16 protein-coding genes are annotated in these 16,337 nt (G+C 43.1%); 10 read left to right on the top strand and 6 right to left on the bottom strand.

Annotation, left to right across the window (positions count from 1 at the left end; genetic code table 11):
* Positions 1–44: 44 nt before the first annotated feature.
* The 4 genes from NMG48_RS09975 to NMG48_RS09960 all read left to right on the top strand — a co-directional run bounded on the left by NMG48_RS09975 (position 45) and on the right by NMG48_RS09960 (position 2,300).
* Positions 45–548, top strand: coding sequence for a DNA recombination-mediator protein A (locus NMG48_RS09975; protein WP_271255072.1), 504 nt, complete (start codon positions 45–47; stop codon positions 546–548).
* A gap of 119 nt (positions 549–667) precedes the next feature.
* Positions 668–1,216 carry a LeuD/DmdB family oxidoreductase small subunit gene (locus tag NMG48_RS09970; RefSeq protein WP_271255071.1) on the top strand — a complete coding sequence of 183 codons (549 nt, stop codon included), beginning with the start codon at positions 668–670 and terminating at the stop codon, positions 1,214–1,216.
* 51 nt (positions 1,217–1,267) lie between these two features.
* Entirely contained in the window at positions 1,268–1,639 is a 372-nt protein-coding gene (locus NMG48_RS09965) for a 2Fe-2S iron-sulfur cluster-binding protein (RefSeq protein ID WP_169362849.1), read from the top strand.
* Between the two features lie 52 nt (positions 1,640–1,691).
* Positions 1,692–2,300, top strand: coding sequence for a thermonuclease family protein (locus NMG48_RS09960; RefSeq protein ID WP_271255070.1), 609 nt, complete (start codon positions 1,692–1,694; stop codon positions 2,298–2,300).
* Positions 2,301–2,326: 26 nt separating this feature from the next.
* On the opposite strand, the gene NMG48_RS09955 is transcribed toward NMG48_RS09960, so the two are convergent.
* Positions 2,327–2,791 carry a pentapeptide repeat-containing protein gene (locus tag NMG48_RS09955; RefSeq protein ID WP_271255069.1) on the bottom strand — a complete coding sequence of 155 codons (465 nt, stop codon included), beginning with the start codon at positions 2,789–2,791 and terminating at the stop codon, positions 2,327–2,329.
* Positions 2,792–3,410: 619 nt separating this feature from the next.
* Here NMG48_RS09955 and miaA point away from each other — a divergent pair.
* On the top strand, positions 3,411–4,310 hold the full coding sequence (miaA, locus tag NMG48_RS09950) for a tRNA (adenosine(37)-N6)-dimethylallyltransferase MiaA (RefSeq protein WP_271255068.1): 900 nt from the start codon (positions 3,411–3,413) through the stop codon (positions 4,308–4,310).
* A 163-nt stretch (positions 4,311–4,473) separates the two neighbouring features.
* On the opposite strand, the gene NMG48_RS09945 is transcribed toward miaA, so the two are convergent.
* The 4 genes from NMG48_RS09945 to NMG48_RS09930 all read right to left on the bottom strand — a co-directional run bounded on the left by NMG48_RS09945 (position 4,474) and on the right by NMG48_RS09930 (position 11,575).
* Positions 4,474–5,682 carry a type II secretion system F family protein gene (locus tag NMG48_RS09945; RefSeq protein ID WP_271255067.1) on the bottom strand — a complete coding sequence of 403 codons (1,209 nt, stop codon included), beginning with the start codon at positions 5,680–5,682 and terminating at the stop codon, positions 4,474–4,476.
* Positions 5,683–5,747: 65 nt separating this feature from the next.
* Positions 5,748–6,902, bottom strand: coding sequence for a type IV pilus twitching motility protein PilT (locus NMG48_RS09940; RefSeq protein WP_271255264.1), 1,155 nt, complete (start codon positions 6,900–6,902; stop codon positions 5,748–5,750).
* Positions 6,903–7,108: 206 nt separating this feature from the next.
* A complete protein-coding gene (locus tag NMG48_RS09935) occupies positions 7,109–9,121 on the bottom strand; it encodes a GspE/PulE family protein (RefSeq protein ID WP_271255066.1) in 2,013 nt (670 codons plus the stop codon).
* A 393-nt stretch (positions 9,122–9,514) separates the two neighbouring features.
* Complete coding sequence (locus tag NMG48_RS09930) at positions 9,515–11,575, bottom strand: D-alanyl-lipoteichoic acid biosynthesis protein DltD (RefSeq protein ID WP_271255065.1); 2,061 nt, start codon at positions 11,573–11,575, stop codon at positions 9,515–9,517.
* Between the two features lie 88 nt (positions 11,576–11,663).
* Between NMG48_RS09930 and NMG48_RS09925 the strand changes: the two genes are divergently transcribed.
* Positions 11,664–12,656, top strand: a complete 993-nt coding sequence (locus NMG48_RS09925; protein ID WP_271255064.1) for a sensor domain-containing diguanylate cyclase — start codon at positions 11,664–11,666, stop codon at positions 12,654–12,656.
* A 28-nt stretch (positions 12,657–12,684) separates the two neighbouring features.
* Here the strand turns inward: NMG48_RS09925 and NMG48_RS09920 are convergent, their stop codons facing one another.
* Positions 12,685–13,521, bottom strand: coding sequence for a TPM domain-containing protein (locus NMG48_RS09920; RefSeq protein ID WP_271255063.1), 837 nt, complete (start codon positions 13,519–13,521; stop codon positions 12,685–12,687).
* Positions 13,522–13,620: 99 nt separating this feature from the next.
* On the opposite strand from NMG48_RS09920, the gene ylqF reads away from it, so the two are divergent.
* The 4 genes from ylqF to NMG48_RS09900 all read left to right on the top strand — a co-directional run bounded on the left by ylqF (position 13,621) and on the right by NMG48_RS09900 (position 16,280).
* Positions 13,621–14,460 (top strand): ribosome biogenesis GTPase YlqF, encoded by an 840-nt coding sequence (gene ylqF / locus NMG48_RS09915; RefSeq protein ID WP_271255062.1) that lies wholly within the window; start codon positions 13,621–13,623, stop codon positions 14,458–14,460.
* Positions 14,461–14,542: 82 nt separating this feature from the next.
* Positions 14,543–15,469 (top strand): ribonuclease HI, encoded by a 927-nt coding sequence (gene rnhA, locus NMG48_RS09910; RefSeq protein ID WP_271255061.1) that lies wholly within the window; start codon positions 14,543–14,545, stop codon positions 15,467–15,469.
* A gap of 65 nt (positions 15,470–15,534) precedes the next feature.
* The gene (locus NMG48_RS09905) at positions 15,535–15,948 is read left to right on the top strand and encodes an element excision factor XisH family protein (RefSeq protein ID WP_271255060.1); all 414 of its coding nucleotides are present in this window, start codon (positions 15,535–15,537) and stop codon (positions 15,946–15,948) included.
* Positions 15,936–16,280 (top strand): XisI protein, encoded by a 345-nt coding sequence (locus NMG48_RS09900; RefSeq protein ID WP_271255059.1) that lies wholly within the window; start codon positions 15,936–15,938, stop codon positions 16,278–16,280. Before NMG48_RS09905 ends, NMG48_RS09900 begins: the two co-directional genes overlap by 13 nt.
* Positions 16,281–16,337 lie beyond the last annotated feature (57 nt).

The raw sequence follows: 16,337 nt of genomic DNA, 5'->3' as shown, positions 1-16,337 counted from the left end.
TATTGTGTAGTTATTCGTTCAGTAAGTAAACGAGAGGGATTTGTTTGACTCAGTCAATTAATCTACCCAAGCTAGACGACTTTTTGCAGGAGCTTGCGACGATCCAGCAGCAAGGCTCGAAGCGGATCGCGTTTTTAGGTTCCCGCCATGTGCCATTGACTCACCAATTGCTGATCGAACTGCTCAGCTATGCCTTGGCGCTATCTGGGAACAGTATTATTACCTCTGGGGCAACAGGTACAAATTTTGCTGCTATTCGGGGCGCTTTGCGTGCCGATCCCAATCTATTGACTGTGATTTTGCCACAAAGTCTCGATAGACAGCCCTATGAGTCTCGCGAGCAGCTAGAAAATGTCATTCATCTAATTGAACATAGCGAGAATGACACGCTGTCTCTTGCCGAAGCAAGTAGCCGATGCAACCAAGAAATTATTTCTAAATGTCAGCAACTGATTTGCTTTGCTTTTCATGGCAGTGAGACTTTGCTACAGACCTGTCGTGATGCCGAAGAACAGCGCAAGGTAGTAACCTTATTCTATTTTGATTAAGTAATAAGTCTTAATTATTTGTAGGATGTGTTAGTGCAACGCAACACATCCATTGATTTAAAGATGATGGATTACGCGATCGCTAACCCATCCTACGTTTAGTTCCAACAACCTAAATTATGAGTACGACAATTAAAGGCAAAGTATTTGTCTTGGATGACAATATTGATACCGACCAAATTATTCCTGCGGAATATCTGACCCTTGTACCATCCAAGCCCGATGAATACGAGAAGCTTGGTAGCTATGCCTTGATTGGTCTACCCGATCGCTACGATCGCTTTATTGCCGAAGGCGAAAGCAAGACAATTTACTCGATTATTGTGGCTGGCGAAAATTTCGGTTGTGGCTCCTCCCGTGAACATGCGCCGATCGCGCTTGGTGCGGCGGGACTCGAAGCAGTAGTTGCTCAGTCCTATGCGCGGATTTTCTTCCGTAACTGCACGGCAACAGGTGAGCTATATCCTTGGGAATCCGAGGCACGCTTAGTTGAGCATTTTAAGACTGGTGAAGAAGCGACGATTGATTTTGATAACAATGTCATTATTAATGAGACAACGGGCGAAACCTTTACTTTGAAATCCTTAGGTGATGTCCGTCCTGTGATTGATGCTGGTGGCTTATTTGACTATGCACGTCAAACGGGCATGATTCCTACTCGCGTTTAAATATTGCGCCCCAGAGCGAAGTATTGAACATCTTTTTAAAGATAAAAAACTATGTCTTATCACATTCGCATTCACGATCGCCAAAATGACAAGCTCTACGAAGCTGACATCGAAGGCGATCGCTATATTCTGGAATCCCTAGAAGATCAAGGGATTAACCTCCCTTTTTCCTGTTTGAATGGTGCTTGTACCGCCTGTGCCATGCGGGTTAAGTCTGGACAAATCGATCAGCATGAAGTCATTGGTTTGTCTAAGACCTTGCAGGATGAGGGATATGCGCTGATTTGCTCTGGATATGCGCTCTCAGATCTAGATCTAGAAACTCAGGACGAAGATGAGGTCTACCGCTTACAGTTTGGTAACTTTTTTGCTCAGCGGAAACGGCGGTGGTTTGAGTTTAGTTTACCGATTGAGGCTGATTAATCGATAAAGAGGTTTGCTAAGCAAACCTCTTTATCGATTTTTAGGCTTTAATATGACTGCTGCGAATATGCAAAAGTTGATGAATTCTAAAACTGGGCAGAAGCGATCGCTTGATAATTCTTTGACCCGTCCATTAATTTTAGTTGCCTTGTTACTTGCCTTCCTAATCATCGCCAATATTGCGATCGCGATGATGCAGCCTAAGGAAAAGGTGAATGGTGAGCTATGGCTAATTAATCGCGTGGTGAGTGGGCAAACCGTCGAAGCTTCTATTTTGAGCAATCCGAATATGACTGTGCAGCGAGTACGATTGCTCGGTATCAGTGCGCCACTCAAAGAACAGTCCCCTTGGGGCGATCGCTCTCGTCAACGCCTATCAGACTTGATCAAGGAGCAGAAGGTCATCCTCGAATTTGATGTGAAGCAAAAGGATAATTCTGATCGCCTGCTTGCCTATATTTGGAAAGATAATTTATTAGTAAATCAATATTTAGTCTCGGAGGGCTTAGCGATCGCTGACCCCTATCCACCCAATGTAAAGTATGACGCAAGGATTAGCCGCGCCCAATCAAAGGCAAGATTGCAAGAGTTAGGCATTTGGGACACACAAAACCCTCTACGGCTCAGTCCTAGAGACTTTCGCCGTCAATTAGGGAATTAAATACATCGCAGAACAGTGTATTTAATTTAATCAGCGATCGCGAGGTTGTAATTTGAGCCAGTAAAGTCAGCGCCAGCTAGATTGGCATTTTTAAAAATAGTGTTGCTCACATTTGCTCTGCGTAAATTGGCATGTAACAGCGAAGCGTTAGTTAAATTGGCTCCCGTTAAATTACTTTCATTGAAAATAGCATTGGTGGCAAAAGCTCTAGTGAGATTAGCTTTTTCAAGGTTTGCACCTGTGAGATCTGCACCTTCAAGGTTTGCACCTGTGAGATTGGAACCCCTGAGGTTTGCACCTGTGAGATCTGCACCGATCAAATGGGCTTGGCTTAGATTTGCCCCTGTAAGGTTGGCATTAGTTAGATCACAACCTCCACATTGCTTAGTTTGGAGCAGTTGCTGAAGTTGCACAGGATCATAAGCTGCTACAGGTTTTACCCACCAAATGCTGCCCAATATAGCTAACATTGCAATTAATTTAGTTTTCATTTTGCCCTCCTCTCTCTGAGGAATGCCTTACATATATTATCGGTTTAACTAATATTTATGTCTTCATCCATATGTACTAAATTAAGACATAAAAAACAGAAGAGAGTTGTGGCGCAAAGTGATACAACTCTCTTCTGTTTTTTATTTTTGCCAGACTATCTATTTATAAAAGATATAAGCGATCGCAATAATCATAAAATCATGTCTTCTCAGTGTACAAACAGACTGAAATATATTGTTAAAGAGGTTTTGTAGATCATCAGCAAAAAAGCAAATAACACTTTTTTATAGCAATTCATATAAGCAAAAATACTATTGAGATATCTTTAGGAAACCATCCTAAATCATGATTTAATCAACTGTATAAATAGGTTCTAAAGATTCATAAACCCCCAAAGTGTATGGAGATTTGTAATGTCATATAAATGGCTAAGTAGCTGGACATAATAAAACCCAAAAAGCTGTGGTGATCGCTCTGCATGTGTCACAGCTTTTGGAGTTTTATATTTAATTGCGCCTAGCTTTTTAGGTAATGAGAGTTATAGCTTGAGGTTAAAACTGCTACAGTATCTGGGGCGCTCCAGCAAATGGATTGATCAAGAAATATGCTGAAATAATAATGAATTCTATTGGTTTAATTGTAATCTTAGGGGCAACGGCAACGGGAAAGACAAGTCTGGCGATCGCTCTAGCGAAACATCTCAATGCGCCAATTTTGAGTGCTGACTCGCGCCAAGTTTATCGCTATCTCGACATTGGTACAGCCAAGCCAAGCATCAAGGAACGTCAAGGGATTCCCCATTACTTGATCGATATTATTGAACCTGACCAAACCTTGACCCTTGCTGACTATCAAGATCAAGCCCAAACTTTAATTGCCAAGTTCCATGCGGAGGGAGTTACACCCATCTTAGTTGGTGGGTCGGGGCTATATATTAAGGCAATTACCGCAGGGCTAAAGATTCCCCGTGTGCCACCGCAACCACATCTGCGATCGCAACTTGAGGAATTAGGACAACACTATTGCTATCAAGTCTTACAACAGGTCGATCCTGTCGGTGCAACGAAAATCCATGCTAACGATCAAGTTAGAACCTTGCGATCGCTAGAGGTGTTTTATGTAACGGGTCAGCCTCTCTCATCTCAGCAATACGAGCAACCGCCAAGTTATCCCATTGTCCAGATTGGATTGGATTGCGCCGATCTCGATGCTTATCGGAAATTAGTAGGCGATCGCACTGAGCAAATGTTGGCACAGGGTTGGCTTGATGAAATTCGTGATTTGCAACAGCGCTATGGTGTGGATCTACCCCTTTTAAAAACCCTTGGCTATGGTGAAATGTCGGACTATTTAGCCAATAAAACTGATTTAGCAACGGCAAAAGAACTCACGATTATCCATACCTGCCAATTTGCCAAACGCCAAAGAACATGGTTTCGCGGTTCGGGTAATGGCGATTTACCAATTCATTGGTTGCCGACGGGAAGTAATTGGGAAGATGCGATCGCAATGCTATAAAAAAGCCCTGCTATGCAGGGCTTTTTATTTGTAAATTTCTGGATTTGTGGAAGTGCACCCCTAGGGTGCGCTTTCACAAACCCTCTAGGATTGCTATATGCAAGGCTTTTTTGTCATTTGATTTTGTCCATATTAAAAAAGCGCTGCTATGCAGGGCTTTTTATTATTTGATTTTGTCCATAATCGAGAAGATCGGTAAGTACATCCCGACGATAATCGAACCAACCATGCCGCCTAATACAACGATCATCAAAGGTTCCATTAAACTTGTCAGTGCTTTGACCGCTTCCTCAACTTCATTTTCGTAAAAGTCAGCCACCTTCATCAACATCTTGTCGATTTCCCCAGTTTCTTCACCAATGCTGACCATTTGCAAAGCCATCACAGGAAATACTTCCGTTTTTTCCATTGCAGGTGCAATCTGACCACCTTCTCGCACCGCATTTCTGGCAGACTCGATCGCATTCGAGATCACCAGATTACCTGCGGTCTCGGCAGTAATTTCCAGTGAAGCCAAAATTGGTACACCTGCACGGGAGAGTGAACCAAATGTCCGTGCAAATCGAGCAACCGCAGTTTTGACAACGAGATCACCAAACAAAGGCAATTTCAAGAACAATCCATCAAAATAGAGCTTACCCGCAGGGGTTGCATACACACGATTGTAAACAATACCCAATCCAAAGAAAGTAATCGGCAAAATCAAGACCGAGGGACTCTTTAAGAAGTTACTGATATTGACCAATATTTGTGTAAATGCAGGTAACTCACCACCTAAGCTCTTAAATACACCATCAAAGATCGGAATGATGAAAATACACATGGCTAAGAAGATGATTACGGCGATCGACGTAACTACGATCGGGTAGGTCATCGCTGACTTAATCTGGTTAGTTAAACGTGCTGAATCTTCGAGCAATGTCGCTAGACGAGCTAAGACATCATCTAACACACCACCCGTTTCCCCTGCTTGCACCATCGCACAATACAGTTTGTCAAATACCTTGGGGTGCTTCCGTAGCGCATCAGAGAAGTTAGTACCTTGCTGCACATCATCAAGAACTTCGGTGAGGGCGATTTTCAGTCGGGGATTGGAACACTGATCAACCATGACCCCCAAACCACGCACCATTGATACCCCTGCATTGACCAAGGTTGCTAATTGTCGGGAAAATAACGCCAAATCCTTGACCGTTACTTTCTTCATTGTGATAGCGGAAAAACTAAACCCGCTCTTCACTTCTTTGATATCTTGAATAACAAAACCCTTTTGTCGCCAAGTATCACGAGCCTCTTTGAGGGTTTCGGCAACCATTGTTTGCTGTACAGATTTACCCTTAATGTCCTTTAGATTGGCTTGAAACTTTGCCATAATTGCACCTCTTTTATAAAGAAATTACAGGTTGAAATAGGTAAGAACAGAGCAAAAACCAAAATCTAACCACTAATTGATCTTGAGCGAACCATATCTGGCGATCGCAGATCTCCTGCGGCTTTACGTTTCATTACAGGTGCAGGGTTAGGACCAACTACTCGTAGTAATTCTTCAGGACGTGAAGTTTTAGACATCGCCGCTTCAAAGGTAATATCTCCATCTAGATATAGCTTGGCTAAAACCGATTCAAGGGTCTGCATAGAATCTTTACCACCTGTTTGGATAAAGCCATACATTTGGGCAGTCTTACCTTCACGAATGAGGTTAGAGATCGCAGGTGTAACTACCATAATTTCCTGTGCCATTACCCGTCCAAACTGCCCCGGTTGAGGATTATGACGAGGGACAAGGGTTTGACTCAATACTGCTACGAGGGAGTTAGAAAGTTGTACGCGAATTTGTCCTTGCTGCTCAGGAGGAAATACATCCACCATGCGATCGACAGTCTGAGAAGCGGAACTAGTATGCAATGTCCCAAATACGAGGTGTCCTGTTTCGGCGGCAGATACCGCAAGCTGAATTGTTTCCAAGTCACGCATTTCCCCAACAAGGATTACGTCTGGATCTTCTCTCAGAGCAGCCTTAAGTGCATTGGCAAAGGTTTTGGTATCTTCTCCAACTTGCCGTTGGTGAATCACACTTTTTACGGATTCGTAGACAAACTCAATGGGATCTTCTACGGTGAGGATATGTTCAGCACGGGTTTTGTTGATAGTTTGAATCATCGCCGCCAGAGTTGTGGTTTTGCCTGATCCAGTAGGACCTGTCACCAGTACTAATCCCCGTGGTTTTTCACTCAGTTCACGGACGATCGGCGGCAAATTGAGATCGTCCATATCAGGAATTTTGGAAGAAAGCGCACGTAAGCAAGCTGCATAGGTTCCGCGATCCTTGTACACATTGACCCGAAATCTTGCTAATCCCTTTACCCCATAGGAGCAGTCTAGTTCCCAGCTTTGTTCGAGGGTTTTGCGCTGGTTGTTATTCAACATTGCGAAAATTAAACGCTGACATTCTTCAGGTGTAAGAGGGTCGCGATCGGTACGGGTGAGATGACCATTGATGCGAATATAGGGTGGAAGACCTGCGGAGAGGTGCAAGTCAGACCCCTTACGCTCTACCACTTCTTCCATCAAGTCCTCGATGATATAGTCCATTACCATAGTGGGCAATTCTCCTGATCAAATCCTAATAAGTTGCATATTTCCCTGTATCTCGGTTGAAACTTGCGGTTTATAAAAATTGTTTCGCACAAGTTATCTCAAAAACGTTATCTAGAAGAGCAGATCTCTAGATCAACTAGATAGATAAATTTGTAGCGTTTAAAACCTACAACTAAGGCAAGTTTTAAACGCTACAAATTTTAGAAGGTTCTCGGTGTGGTGCAGTAAGGACATTCGACGGTTTCAGGTGTGAGCATAGCATCACAGTTGTCGCATTCAAGTCCTTTGCCTCGACGCGCACGTTCTTCGGCTTCTCTTCCTTTGTCTGTGTAAACTACACGCAGCACTTCATCAAGAGTAGTTGCACCCTGCCTGACTAAGTCAAAGGCATATGCCATTAAGGTTTTCATCCCTTCTTGGACGGCAATTTCTTTGATCACTTCGGTGGTTGCCCCCTTGTTAATCGCACTTTGCAGACGCTCGGTCATTTTCATGATTTCGTAAACCCCTGCCCGACCCTTGTATCCAGAGCCGTTACATTTTGGACATACGCGCTGCCCAGGGAGCATAGCTTCACGGTTAACGATATTAGCTCGGTAGAAGGTCTTTTCAAGATCGCTACTGGGCAAGCCAAAGCGATCAAGTTCTTCCTGCGATGGATTGTAGGGGATGCGACAGTTGTCACAGACTCGGCGGAGTAGACGCTGAGCAAGTACACCAATAATCGCTGTACTTGCCATGAATGGTTCGACACCCATTTCTTCAAGACGGGCAATACAACTAGGAGCATCGTTGGTATGTAGCGTGGTTAAGACTAAGTGACCTGTCAGCGCCGCTTCGATCGCAGTTTTAGCGGTTTCTGCATCACGGGTCTCACCCACAAGGATTACGTCGGGATCTTGACGGAGGAAGGCGCGGAGAATACTGGCGAAAGTCATGCCTTTTTCCCGTAGGACTTGGCATTGGGTCAGACCAGGGAGATTATATTCGACAGGATCTTCGGCGGTACTAATGTTAATACCGGGATCGTTACATTCAGCGAGGGTTGAGTATAGAGTGGTGGTTTTACCTGACCCCGTAGGACCTGTAACTAGAATCAGTCCATAGGGACGTTTGGCAAAACTTTGCATCAGTTCCAAGCTTTCGGGATCACTGATCAGTTTATTCAGTCCGAGTTGGGTATTGGAGTTATCGAGAATCCGTAGACATACTTTTTCACCATTTTGAGTGGGGCAGGTATTTACGCGGAAATCTACGCGACGACCTTGGAAGTTACGCTTCAGCTTGCCATCTTGGGGAACCCTTTTCTCAGCGATATTGAGGTTAGAAATAATCTTGAAGCGAGAGATGACAGCGTTGATAATGTTCTTGGGTAAACGCTTGTTTTCGCTGAGGAAGAAGTACTCGCGCAATACACCATCCTTACGCAGACGAATGCAAAGATCTTTTTCCTGTGGCTCGATGTGAATATCTGAGCAACCTTCTTTGAGCGCTCTGACTAAGATTTTATCTACAAGGCTAATGATTGGGGCGGAGTTTTCGCCACCAACCATAAGTTCATCACCTTGATCCGTATCAGCTATATCTTCACCAAAGACATCATCTTTAACTTGAAGATCTTCGTCACTGATTGCACCTTCAGCTTTAGAACTCTTGTTGATTTGAAACTGCACAATATTATCAAATGTGCGATGAAAATCCTCACGAGCAATCACTCGCTTAATCACCGTTATATTTTTGAGCAGTCGCGCAATCTCGTTTTGGACTTTATAACTGTCGGGTGAAACTACGGCAATGGTAATACTGTTTTCGGTTTTGATGAGAGGGAGGATCTCACAGTCGCGGCAACTAGCAACGGGGACAATATTGGAGTCAAGTAAGGCACTGAGGGTAGGGATGTCAAATTTGTCAACTTCGACATCGGGGTCGATCGGTTCAATGCCGTAAAGGACACGCAGTTCAAAAAGCTGTTGGCGCTTGTAATAGCGGGTAATGTCTGGGGCAAGTTGTTGACCCAAAATTTGCTCTAGGGCCATGAGAAATGGAACATTCTGTTCTTGACTATCCTTGACAGCGCGATCGAACTGGTCGGAGGTAGCATGTCCTTCTTGAATTAGTTTGCTCTCAAAGGGAGTACGACCTCCTCGTTTGGCAAGAGCTTTGGTTCTGTTTCTGCTTGCGGCAGTATTTGGCGCTTGATCTGATGTATTCATAGCCCAAGAGTTCCTAAGATTTCATTACCCAAGTAATTTGCAAACATATGAAACCATAATATGGTAGAGATTTGCCTAAGCCATGTCTGTACTTTTATAGTGGTTTTAATGTTTTGGACGTTTTTGTAATTAGTTTACGATCGCCTAGAATTGTAGATACTTATTTGATGATTTCTTTAGATATTTAGTTAAAGGATCGTAAAGAAATATTGCAAAAAACTTCCCAGTTCTGGATCGATAGCAAAGCGATCATAACTGTTTACATAACTATATGGGGCAAAAATACCATAACTGTTTCATAGTTTTTACAAAATATCGATATTTATAGCTGTTGTTAAGTGTATTTTTAAGAGAATGGCGGCGCAAAGCGCCGCCATTCTCTTAAAAATTTTGCTAACGTTTTTTGAGAGATTGCCAAGGAATTTTGGGGCTTTGGGCAAGCATTTGGGAGATTGAGATCGCGCCTTTTTGATTCAAGTGGCTAGGATCAGAAAATAACTCAGCTTGATTGGGGATTGCTTGGGAAATATCAAGATAGGTAAATCCTTCTCGCAGGGAAAGCTCCTGCATTCTGCTATTAAAACTAGCCTCATAGCGAGTGCGAATAGCATCAAGATAGGTGTTATGTAAGGGCATATTCACCACCAAAAGCTCAACATTATTACGGCGGCAAAAATCGACCACATTAGCAAAGGCATCGAACTGAGATCCAGTGGTGTCAAAGTTACGATAGTCAAGATCATAATCTCCAGGGACTTGGGGATATTTTTGGAAATAGGTATTGGGATCGAAGGTAACGTCAAAGGCAACAAATCCTTTGGAATCAAGGGCAGTAGCAGTGCTAGGCATCGTCGCTGCAATTAAAGCTTCACTATTACTGAGCAGATGGGTATTACGATCAAAACCTTTAACAACAGAAGTCCTTACCTCTTGACGTTTGGTAGAAGTGGCAAAAATTGTACTGAACGCTTGGGCGATCGGATTTTCAGGTTTGGTGGCAATGTTGGGAGAGAGAGGATCGGGATTAATCCCATTGTTTTTTAACGTTTCCTGCAATTGCTTATAGCCTGTAGAAGCCGTAATTTCATCATAGGTAATATCGCTACGGCTACTATTAAAAGCCCGCAATCCATCTGCCCAAATGATCATCCTTGGGAGTTGGGGACGTGACAGAATTTGCGTGACTTGTAAATTCACAACCTTGGCAGTAGCACCATCAATACCTAGATTGAAAACACTAGCGCCTTTGTATCCCTTATTGATCAAGGCTGTTTCTAATACACTGGGTTCGATACCCCGCAATGCTCTAGAACTACCAACGATCAACACATCGGGCGATCGCTTTTTATTAGTGATTTGCCAATCTAGCAGTGCCAATTTTTCGTTAAATAACGCGATATTAAAATTTAGTGCAGGTTTATTGGCAATCCCTTTATCAGGAGTATTTTCTTGCAGGTTGATTTTGGGGTCAGCGATTACCAACTTAGTTTGCTCATGGGGTTGGGCGTAATGATTGAGGGTGCGATCGAGCATTACAGTTGCCCCTAAACCTATCGCTAAACTTGCCACACACATCGTCACGGAAGGTATTTGGGGAGAAGTTTGACCAATTAATTTCCAAGTTTGCGCGCAGAAACCCAAGCAATTGTCCGCATAAGCAAGCACCTGCTGCCAAGGTTGAAGTTCAACGGATTCGGGACTGCTAATTTCGGCTACTTCGTGATGAGATTCTTCCGATGACTCGGATATTTCAAGGTTAGGGCTTTGAATGCCGATCGCCAGCAGATCGATCTCAAAAGACCAATTAGGCTTTTTTTCGCCAATAACACGATTGGAGACGGTCACCGCCTGAAAATATTCCGATGACTTGACAGTTCGCAAAGTATTTAACATCGGTATTGCCATCTCTGCTTGCAAGATCTTGGTACTTGTTTCGCACAGCAAATTGAGGCAATTGTTTTGTAACAGCAACTTCAGCTTAGTTTGGGCTAGTTTTGGATCTTGCTGAAAACTGATGAGTAAGGCGGCAATGATTTCTGCGGCAATAATCGCTGATGGGGCGATCGGCAAGTCCACACCTAACGCCCAAGCATTTCCATGTAATTTGAGGCGACGAATCCCTTCGGCAAATAAAACTGAACTCTCTAGATCCTGTGTACTAGGAGCGATCGCTTCTAAAATTTGAGTAGCACAACCAACCTCTCGATCTTTACTATAAATATATAAGCAATCCCCCTTTTGCTTAGTATGCGAAATTTTCAGCCCTGATAGACCTTCTGGCAAAGTGCTTGGAGCTTCTGCCCTTGGAAATGATGCAAGATCTGATGCTGGATTTTTATCAGCAACTTTACTCAATCGACTTGTCACAAAATCTGAGGTTAAGCTAGCTAAATCTGGACTTGCTTCCGTGGATATAGGGGGTGCATCTTTCGCATCTAAGGATGTTATTTCCATTGGATATTGAGAGGTCAGCAGGATCAAAATTTTGCTATAAGGTTAGCACGGTGAATTCACGACGGTATAAAAAGTTATTAGGGTTTCTATGCAAGAACCAAGCTACCCAGAAAACGAATCTATTCGGATTGAGACCTTGCGATCGCTAAATATTCTCGATACCCCTTCAGAAGAACGTTTTGATCGCCTAACGAGATTAGCTAAACGGCTATTTGCAGTACCAATCGCGATGGTTAGCTTAATTGATGTGAATCGTCAATGGTTCAAGTCTTGCATAGGAGCAAATTTCAAAGAAACGCCAAGAAACATCTCCTTTTGTGGTCACGCGATCCTAGGCAATGACATTTTAATTATTCCTGATGCCACTCTTGATCAACGCTTTTATGATAATCCTCTGGTGACAGATGAACCAAAAATCCGTTTCTATGCTGGAGTTCCCCTCGTTGTTGGAGATAGTATTATCGTTGGTACTCTCTGTTTGATTGATCACCAACCTCGGACACTCAGTGAAGAGGAGCAAGAATTACTCCGCGATTTAGGACAGTTAGCAGAGCAAGAGTTAGCCGCAATCCGACTTGCCACCATCGATGAATTAACCCAAATTTCTAATCGGCGTGGGTTTAAATCCTTGGCAACCCATGCCCTAAATCTCTGTAAGCGGATGAATAAACCCGCCTCACTCTTCTTCTTTGATCTTGATTTATTTAAAGAAATTAATGATCGCTATGGACATGCAGAAGGCGATCGCGCCTTAGTTGGTTTCAGTAAAATTTTACAAGAGACTTTTCGGGAGTCAGATGTTATCGGTAGGCTTGGCGGAGACGAGTTTGTTGCTTTATTAACCAATGCGGATCTAACAGAGAGTCAATTAATTCTCCATCGTCTGGATCAAATACGGGAAAGCTTTAATAAACAGGAGTCTCGTGGTTACGATATTCTTTGCAGCATCGGCACAATTGAGTTTGATGCCAACAGACATCAATCCGTTGATGATCTCCTGCAAGATGGCGATCGGCTCATGTACCAACAAAAACAAGCAAAACGAACAAAAGCATCAGCAAAGACCTATAGACAAGAATAGCGGCGCACGCCGCTATTCTTGTCTGGGTTTATCGTGCCTCTGGCTTGGGGATAGCCCGCTTTGGCGAAGGAATTAGATAAGCAATCACTGCACCACCTACAAATCCTGCAACATTCCGCACAATAGGAACCCATTCACTAGTCCGAGTGAGGACAGGACCTAGACCAAAGGAAATAAACAACATGCCCCACAAGGGTGTGAAAATCAAGGCCCATTTCCAAGCAAAAATTTCGCCTTCCTTCCGTGGATGTCCTGCAAAGCCAAAAACAACACCACCCACAATAGAAGTAATCAAGGTTAGAATCCATTGCTCTTGGGGAATCCCGGGGACGACCGCACAACCATCTTGATCAAGACAAGTAGTAATAGCATCAATGGAAGACAAAATTGCTTGATCGTAGCCCTGCTCTCGCACATAGAATTGATTGCCATAGCGTGATTGCAATTCAATCCAGAAACCACGGGATAGCAAAGGATAAACCTCATCACCAACACTAAAATTCAGTAAATTGCGCCCCCGTGAGTCTGCAACCAACATCACACTGCGATCGTCAAGTCCCCAAAAATCCTTAACTGCACGACCGGGGGTGCGATCTACCTGAGTCAGCACTCGCAATTTCCAACCTGTTAATTCCTCAAATCTCGTTAACTTTTGATCAAGCGCCAACTCTTCAGAATCTGTCAAAAATCGCCCCAGATCAATCACATTAGTATATTTTTCTGGCAATAGCTCTGGTGCATCATAGGCTTGAGCCGCAGGAACATGGGTAAAGACAAGCGCTAAGGGTAGAATTATGGCGATCGCGATCGCGCCAAATCTCCGCGTCAATTTCTGGACAAATCTCTGTAGGGTGGGCTTAATCATGATTTTTATTAAAAGTTAAACTAACGGCTAATCTTAATATTTCTTAATATCTTAACAAGAGTATATAGTTAAAAATACTCCTTCTCCGTATTATTTCCTATGGCAAGCCCAATTCAGTGGTATCCAGGTCATATCGCCAAAGCTGAAAAGCAGTTGTTAGAACAACTAAAATTGGTTGATGTGGTCATTGAGGTGCGTGATTCACGCATCTTGATGTCTAGTAGACATCCCAAAATCGAAAAATGGGTAGAAGGAAAATCACATATTCTCGTGTGCAATCGCATTGATGCCATCTCCTCAACGGCAAAATCGCAGTGGACACGCTGGTTTACAGAACAAGAGCGCATGGCATACTTTACCGACGCTCAAGCAGGTAAGGGAATGGTTGATTTACTCAAGGCTGCCCAAGTTGCTGGCGAAAAAGTCAACGAAAGACGACGTAGTCGGGGAATGTTACCGCGCCCTGTGCGTGCCGTAGTAGTCGGATTTCCTAATGTGGGCAAATCAGCTCTAATCAACCGTTTACTCAAGAAAAAAGTAGTAGCAAGTGCCAATAAACCGGGGGTGACACGCCAATTACGTTGGATCAGGATTTCCGATGAAATTGAGTTATTAGATACCCCAGGGGTAATTCCACCTTTGTTACATGATCAAGATGCGGCACTGAAGTTGGCGATATGTGATGACATCGGACAAGCTGCCTATGACAATGTCTTAGTTGCGGCTGAAGCCGTAGAGCTGTTAATTCAGCTAAATGCAAAGTTGAGTAGCCGCTATGTGATTGATCCCGCAACAGTAACGTCAGGGATTGAATATATTCATGAAGTCGCAGCTTTAAACAAATTTCAAGGGGATCTCGATAAAGTTGCAAGGCTAATTTTGTACGATTTCCGTAAAGGCAAATTGGGCGCGATCGCCTTGGAATTACCGCCATCCTAGATCTGTGAACTTTACATGAAGAGATCTGGTGATGGCGATCGCTTAAGTCATAATGATTGTCTGAAAAGAAGTTCAAGCAATTATGACAAGCAAAATCTACTTAAAAGGCGTAAAAGCATACGGATACATAGGATATCTACCTGAGGAGAATGTATTAGGACAATGGTTTGAGGTTGATGCAACCCTATGGGTCGATTTTGAAAAAGCCAGCTATAGCGATGATATTGAAGATACGGTTAACTATATTTCTTGTATTCGGAAAATCGAGAATCTAATCCAGACTCAAAAATTTAAGTTGATTGAACGCTTAGCTGGGGCGATCGCTGACAGTCTCCTTGAAGATGAGAAAATTACTCAGGCTGAAGTAAAAATTATCAAGCATCCCCCAATTCCCAATTTCTTAGGTTCCGTTGCTGTCGAGATTGTGCGATCGCGAGATCAAATCACCTCTACAAATACCGCAACCAACCTAGAAGCAATTCCTGAACCGCAAGCAAAAAAAATTAGCCCTAAATCAACAAAGACTACCAGTGATTCCCCATCAACCATCACCAATTCAGCCGAGTCCAAAATCATCAGCATCCATACTGACGGAGCCTGTTCTAAAAATCCAGGTCCGGGAGGCTGGGGTGTAGTTGTTCACTTCTCTGATGGTAGTACTAAAGAGCTTGGTGGTGGTCTGCGCGAAACCACTAATAACCAAATGGAATTACAGGGTGCGATCGCAGCTCTAGAATTTCTCGCCAGTCACAAGCAATCCACGACCGTCGATCTCTATACCGATAGCAAATATGTCCTAGATGGCATTACCAAATGGATTAAAGGCTGGAAAAAGAATGGCTGGAAAACCAAAGATAATAAGCCTGTCAAAAATCAAGAATTCTGGCAACAACTCGATCCCCTCAATACTTCTAATATCCGATGGCATTGGGTAGAGGGGCATTCTGGTGATCCTGATAACGAGCGATGCGATGCGATCGCTCGTAGTTACACAGCTAAGTTTGCCTAAACAAATAGACTCGCATTGCGAGTCTATTTGTTTATTAACAATGTGGTTATTACAATTAAAATGCAATGGCTAGAGATTTATTCCATGATGCAGTAAAAAATGCACTAATCAAAGATGGTTGGCGGATTACTGATGATCCATTTTCCTTAAAAGTAGGAGATTCTGAACTTTATATTGACCTTGGTGCAGAAAGGCTCATCGCCGCCGAGCGCAACAATGAAAAAATTGCCGTAGAAATTAAAAGCTTTATTGGTAACTCATCTCTCAGTGACTTTCATTTAGCAGTCGGACAATTTATTAACTATAGAATAGGTCTAAAATCCACATATCCAGACCGTAAACTATTTTTAGCAATTCCCAATAATGCCTATGAAACTTTCTTCAAGAAGGAATTTCCACGCATGGTGATTCAAGAATGTCAGCTTGATATCTTCGTTTATGATGTAAAGAATGAGGTGATTGTCCAATGGAAAATCTAGAAAAAAGCAACAACTACCGCAACATTATCAAACAGTTTCTTCGCCAATATGCCTCTTATAAACCTTCACATGGCGAGATCGAAATGCAAACCCTATTTGATACGGAACAGGATCGCTATCAAGTACTGGCAATTGGTTGGGATCAAGAAAAACGTATCTATGGTTGCTCAATGCATCTCGACATTAAAGCAGGAAAAATCTGGATTCAAGCTAACAATACAGAAATAGATATTGCTGAGGCTTTAGTTGCTCAAGGAGTCCCCAAAGAAGATATTGTGATTGGCTTACAACCTGCTTATCTAAGACAATATACGGGATATGCGATCGCCTAAATACATACTTAAAGACAGATTTGCAAAAACTTAGCTAAACTCTGGCAAATCTCAAAA

Source organism: Pseudanabaena sp. Chao 1811 (assembly GCF_027942295.1).
Classification (GTDB): domain Bacteria; phylum Cyanobacteriota; class Cyanobacteriia; order Pseudanabaenales; family Pseudanabaenaceae; genus Pseudanabaena.
Note: the sequence above shows the minus strand (reverse complement) of the source record. Positions and strands in the feature narration are given on the sequence as shown.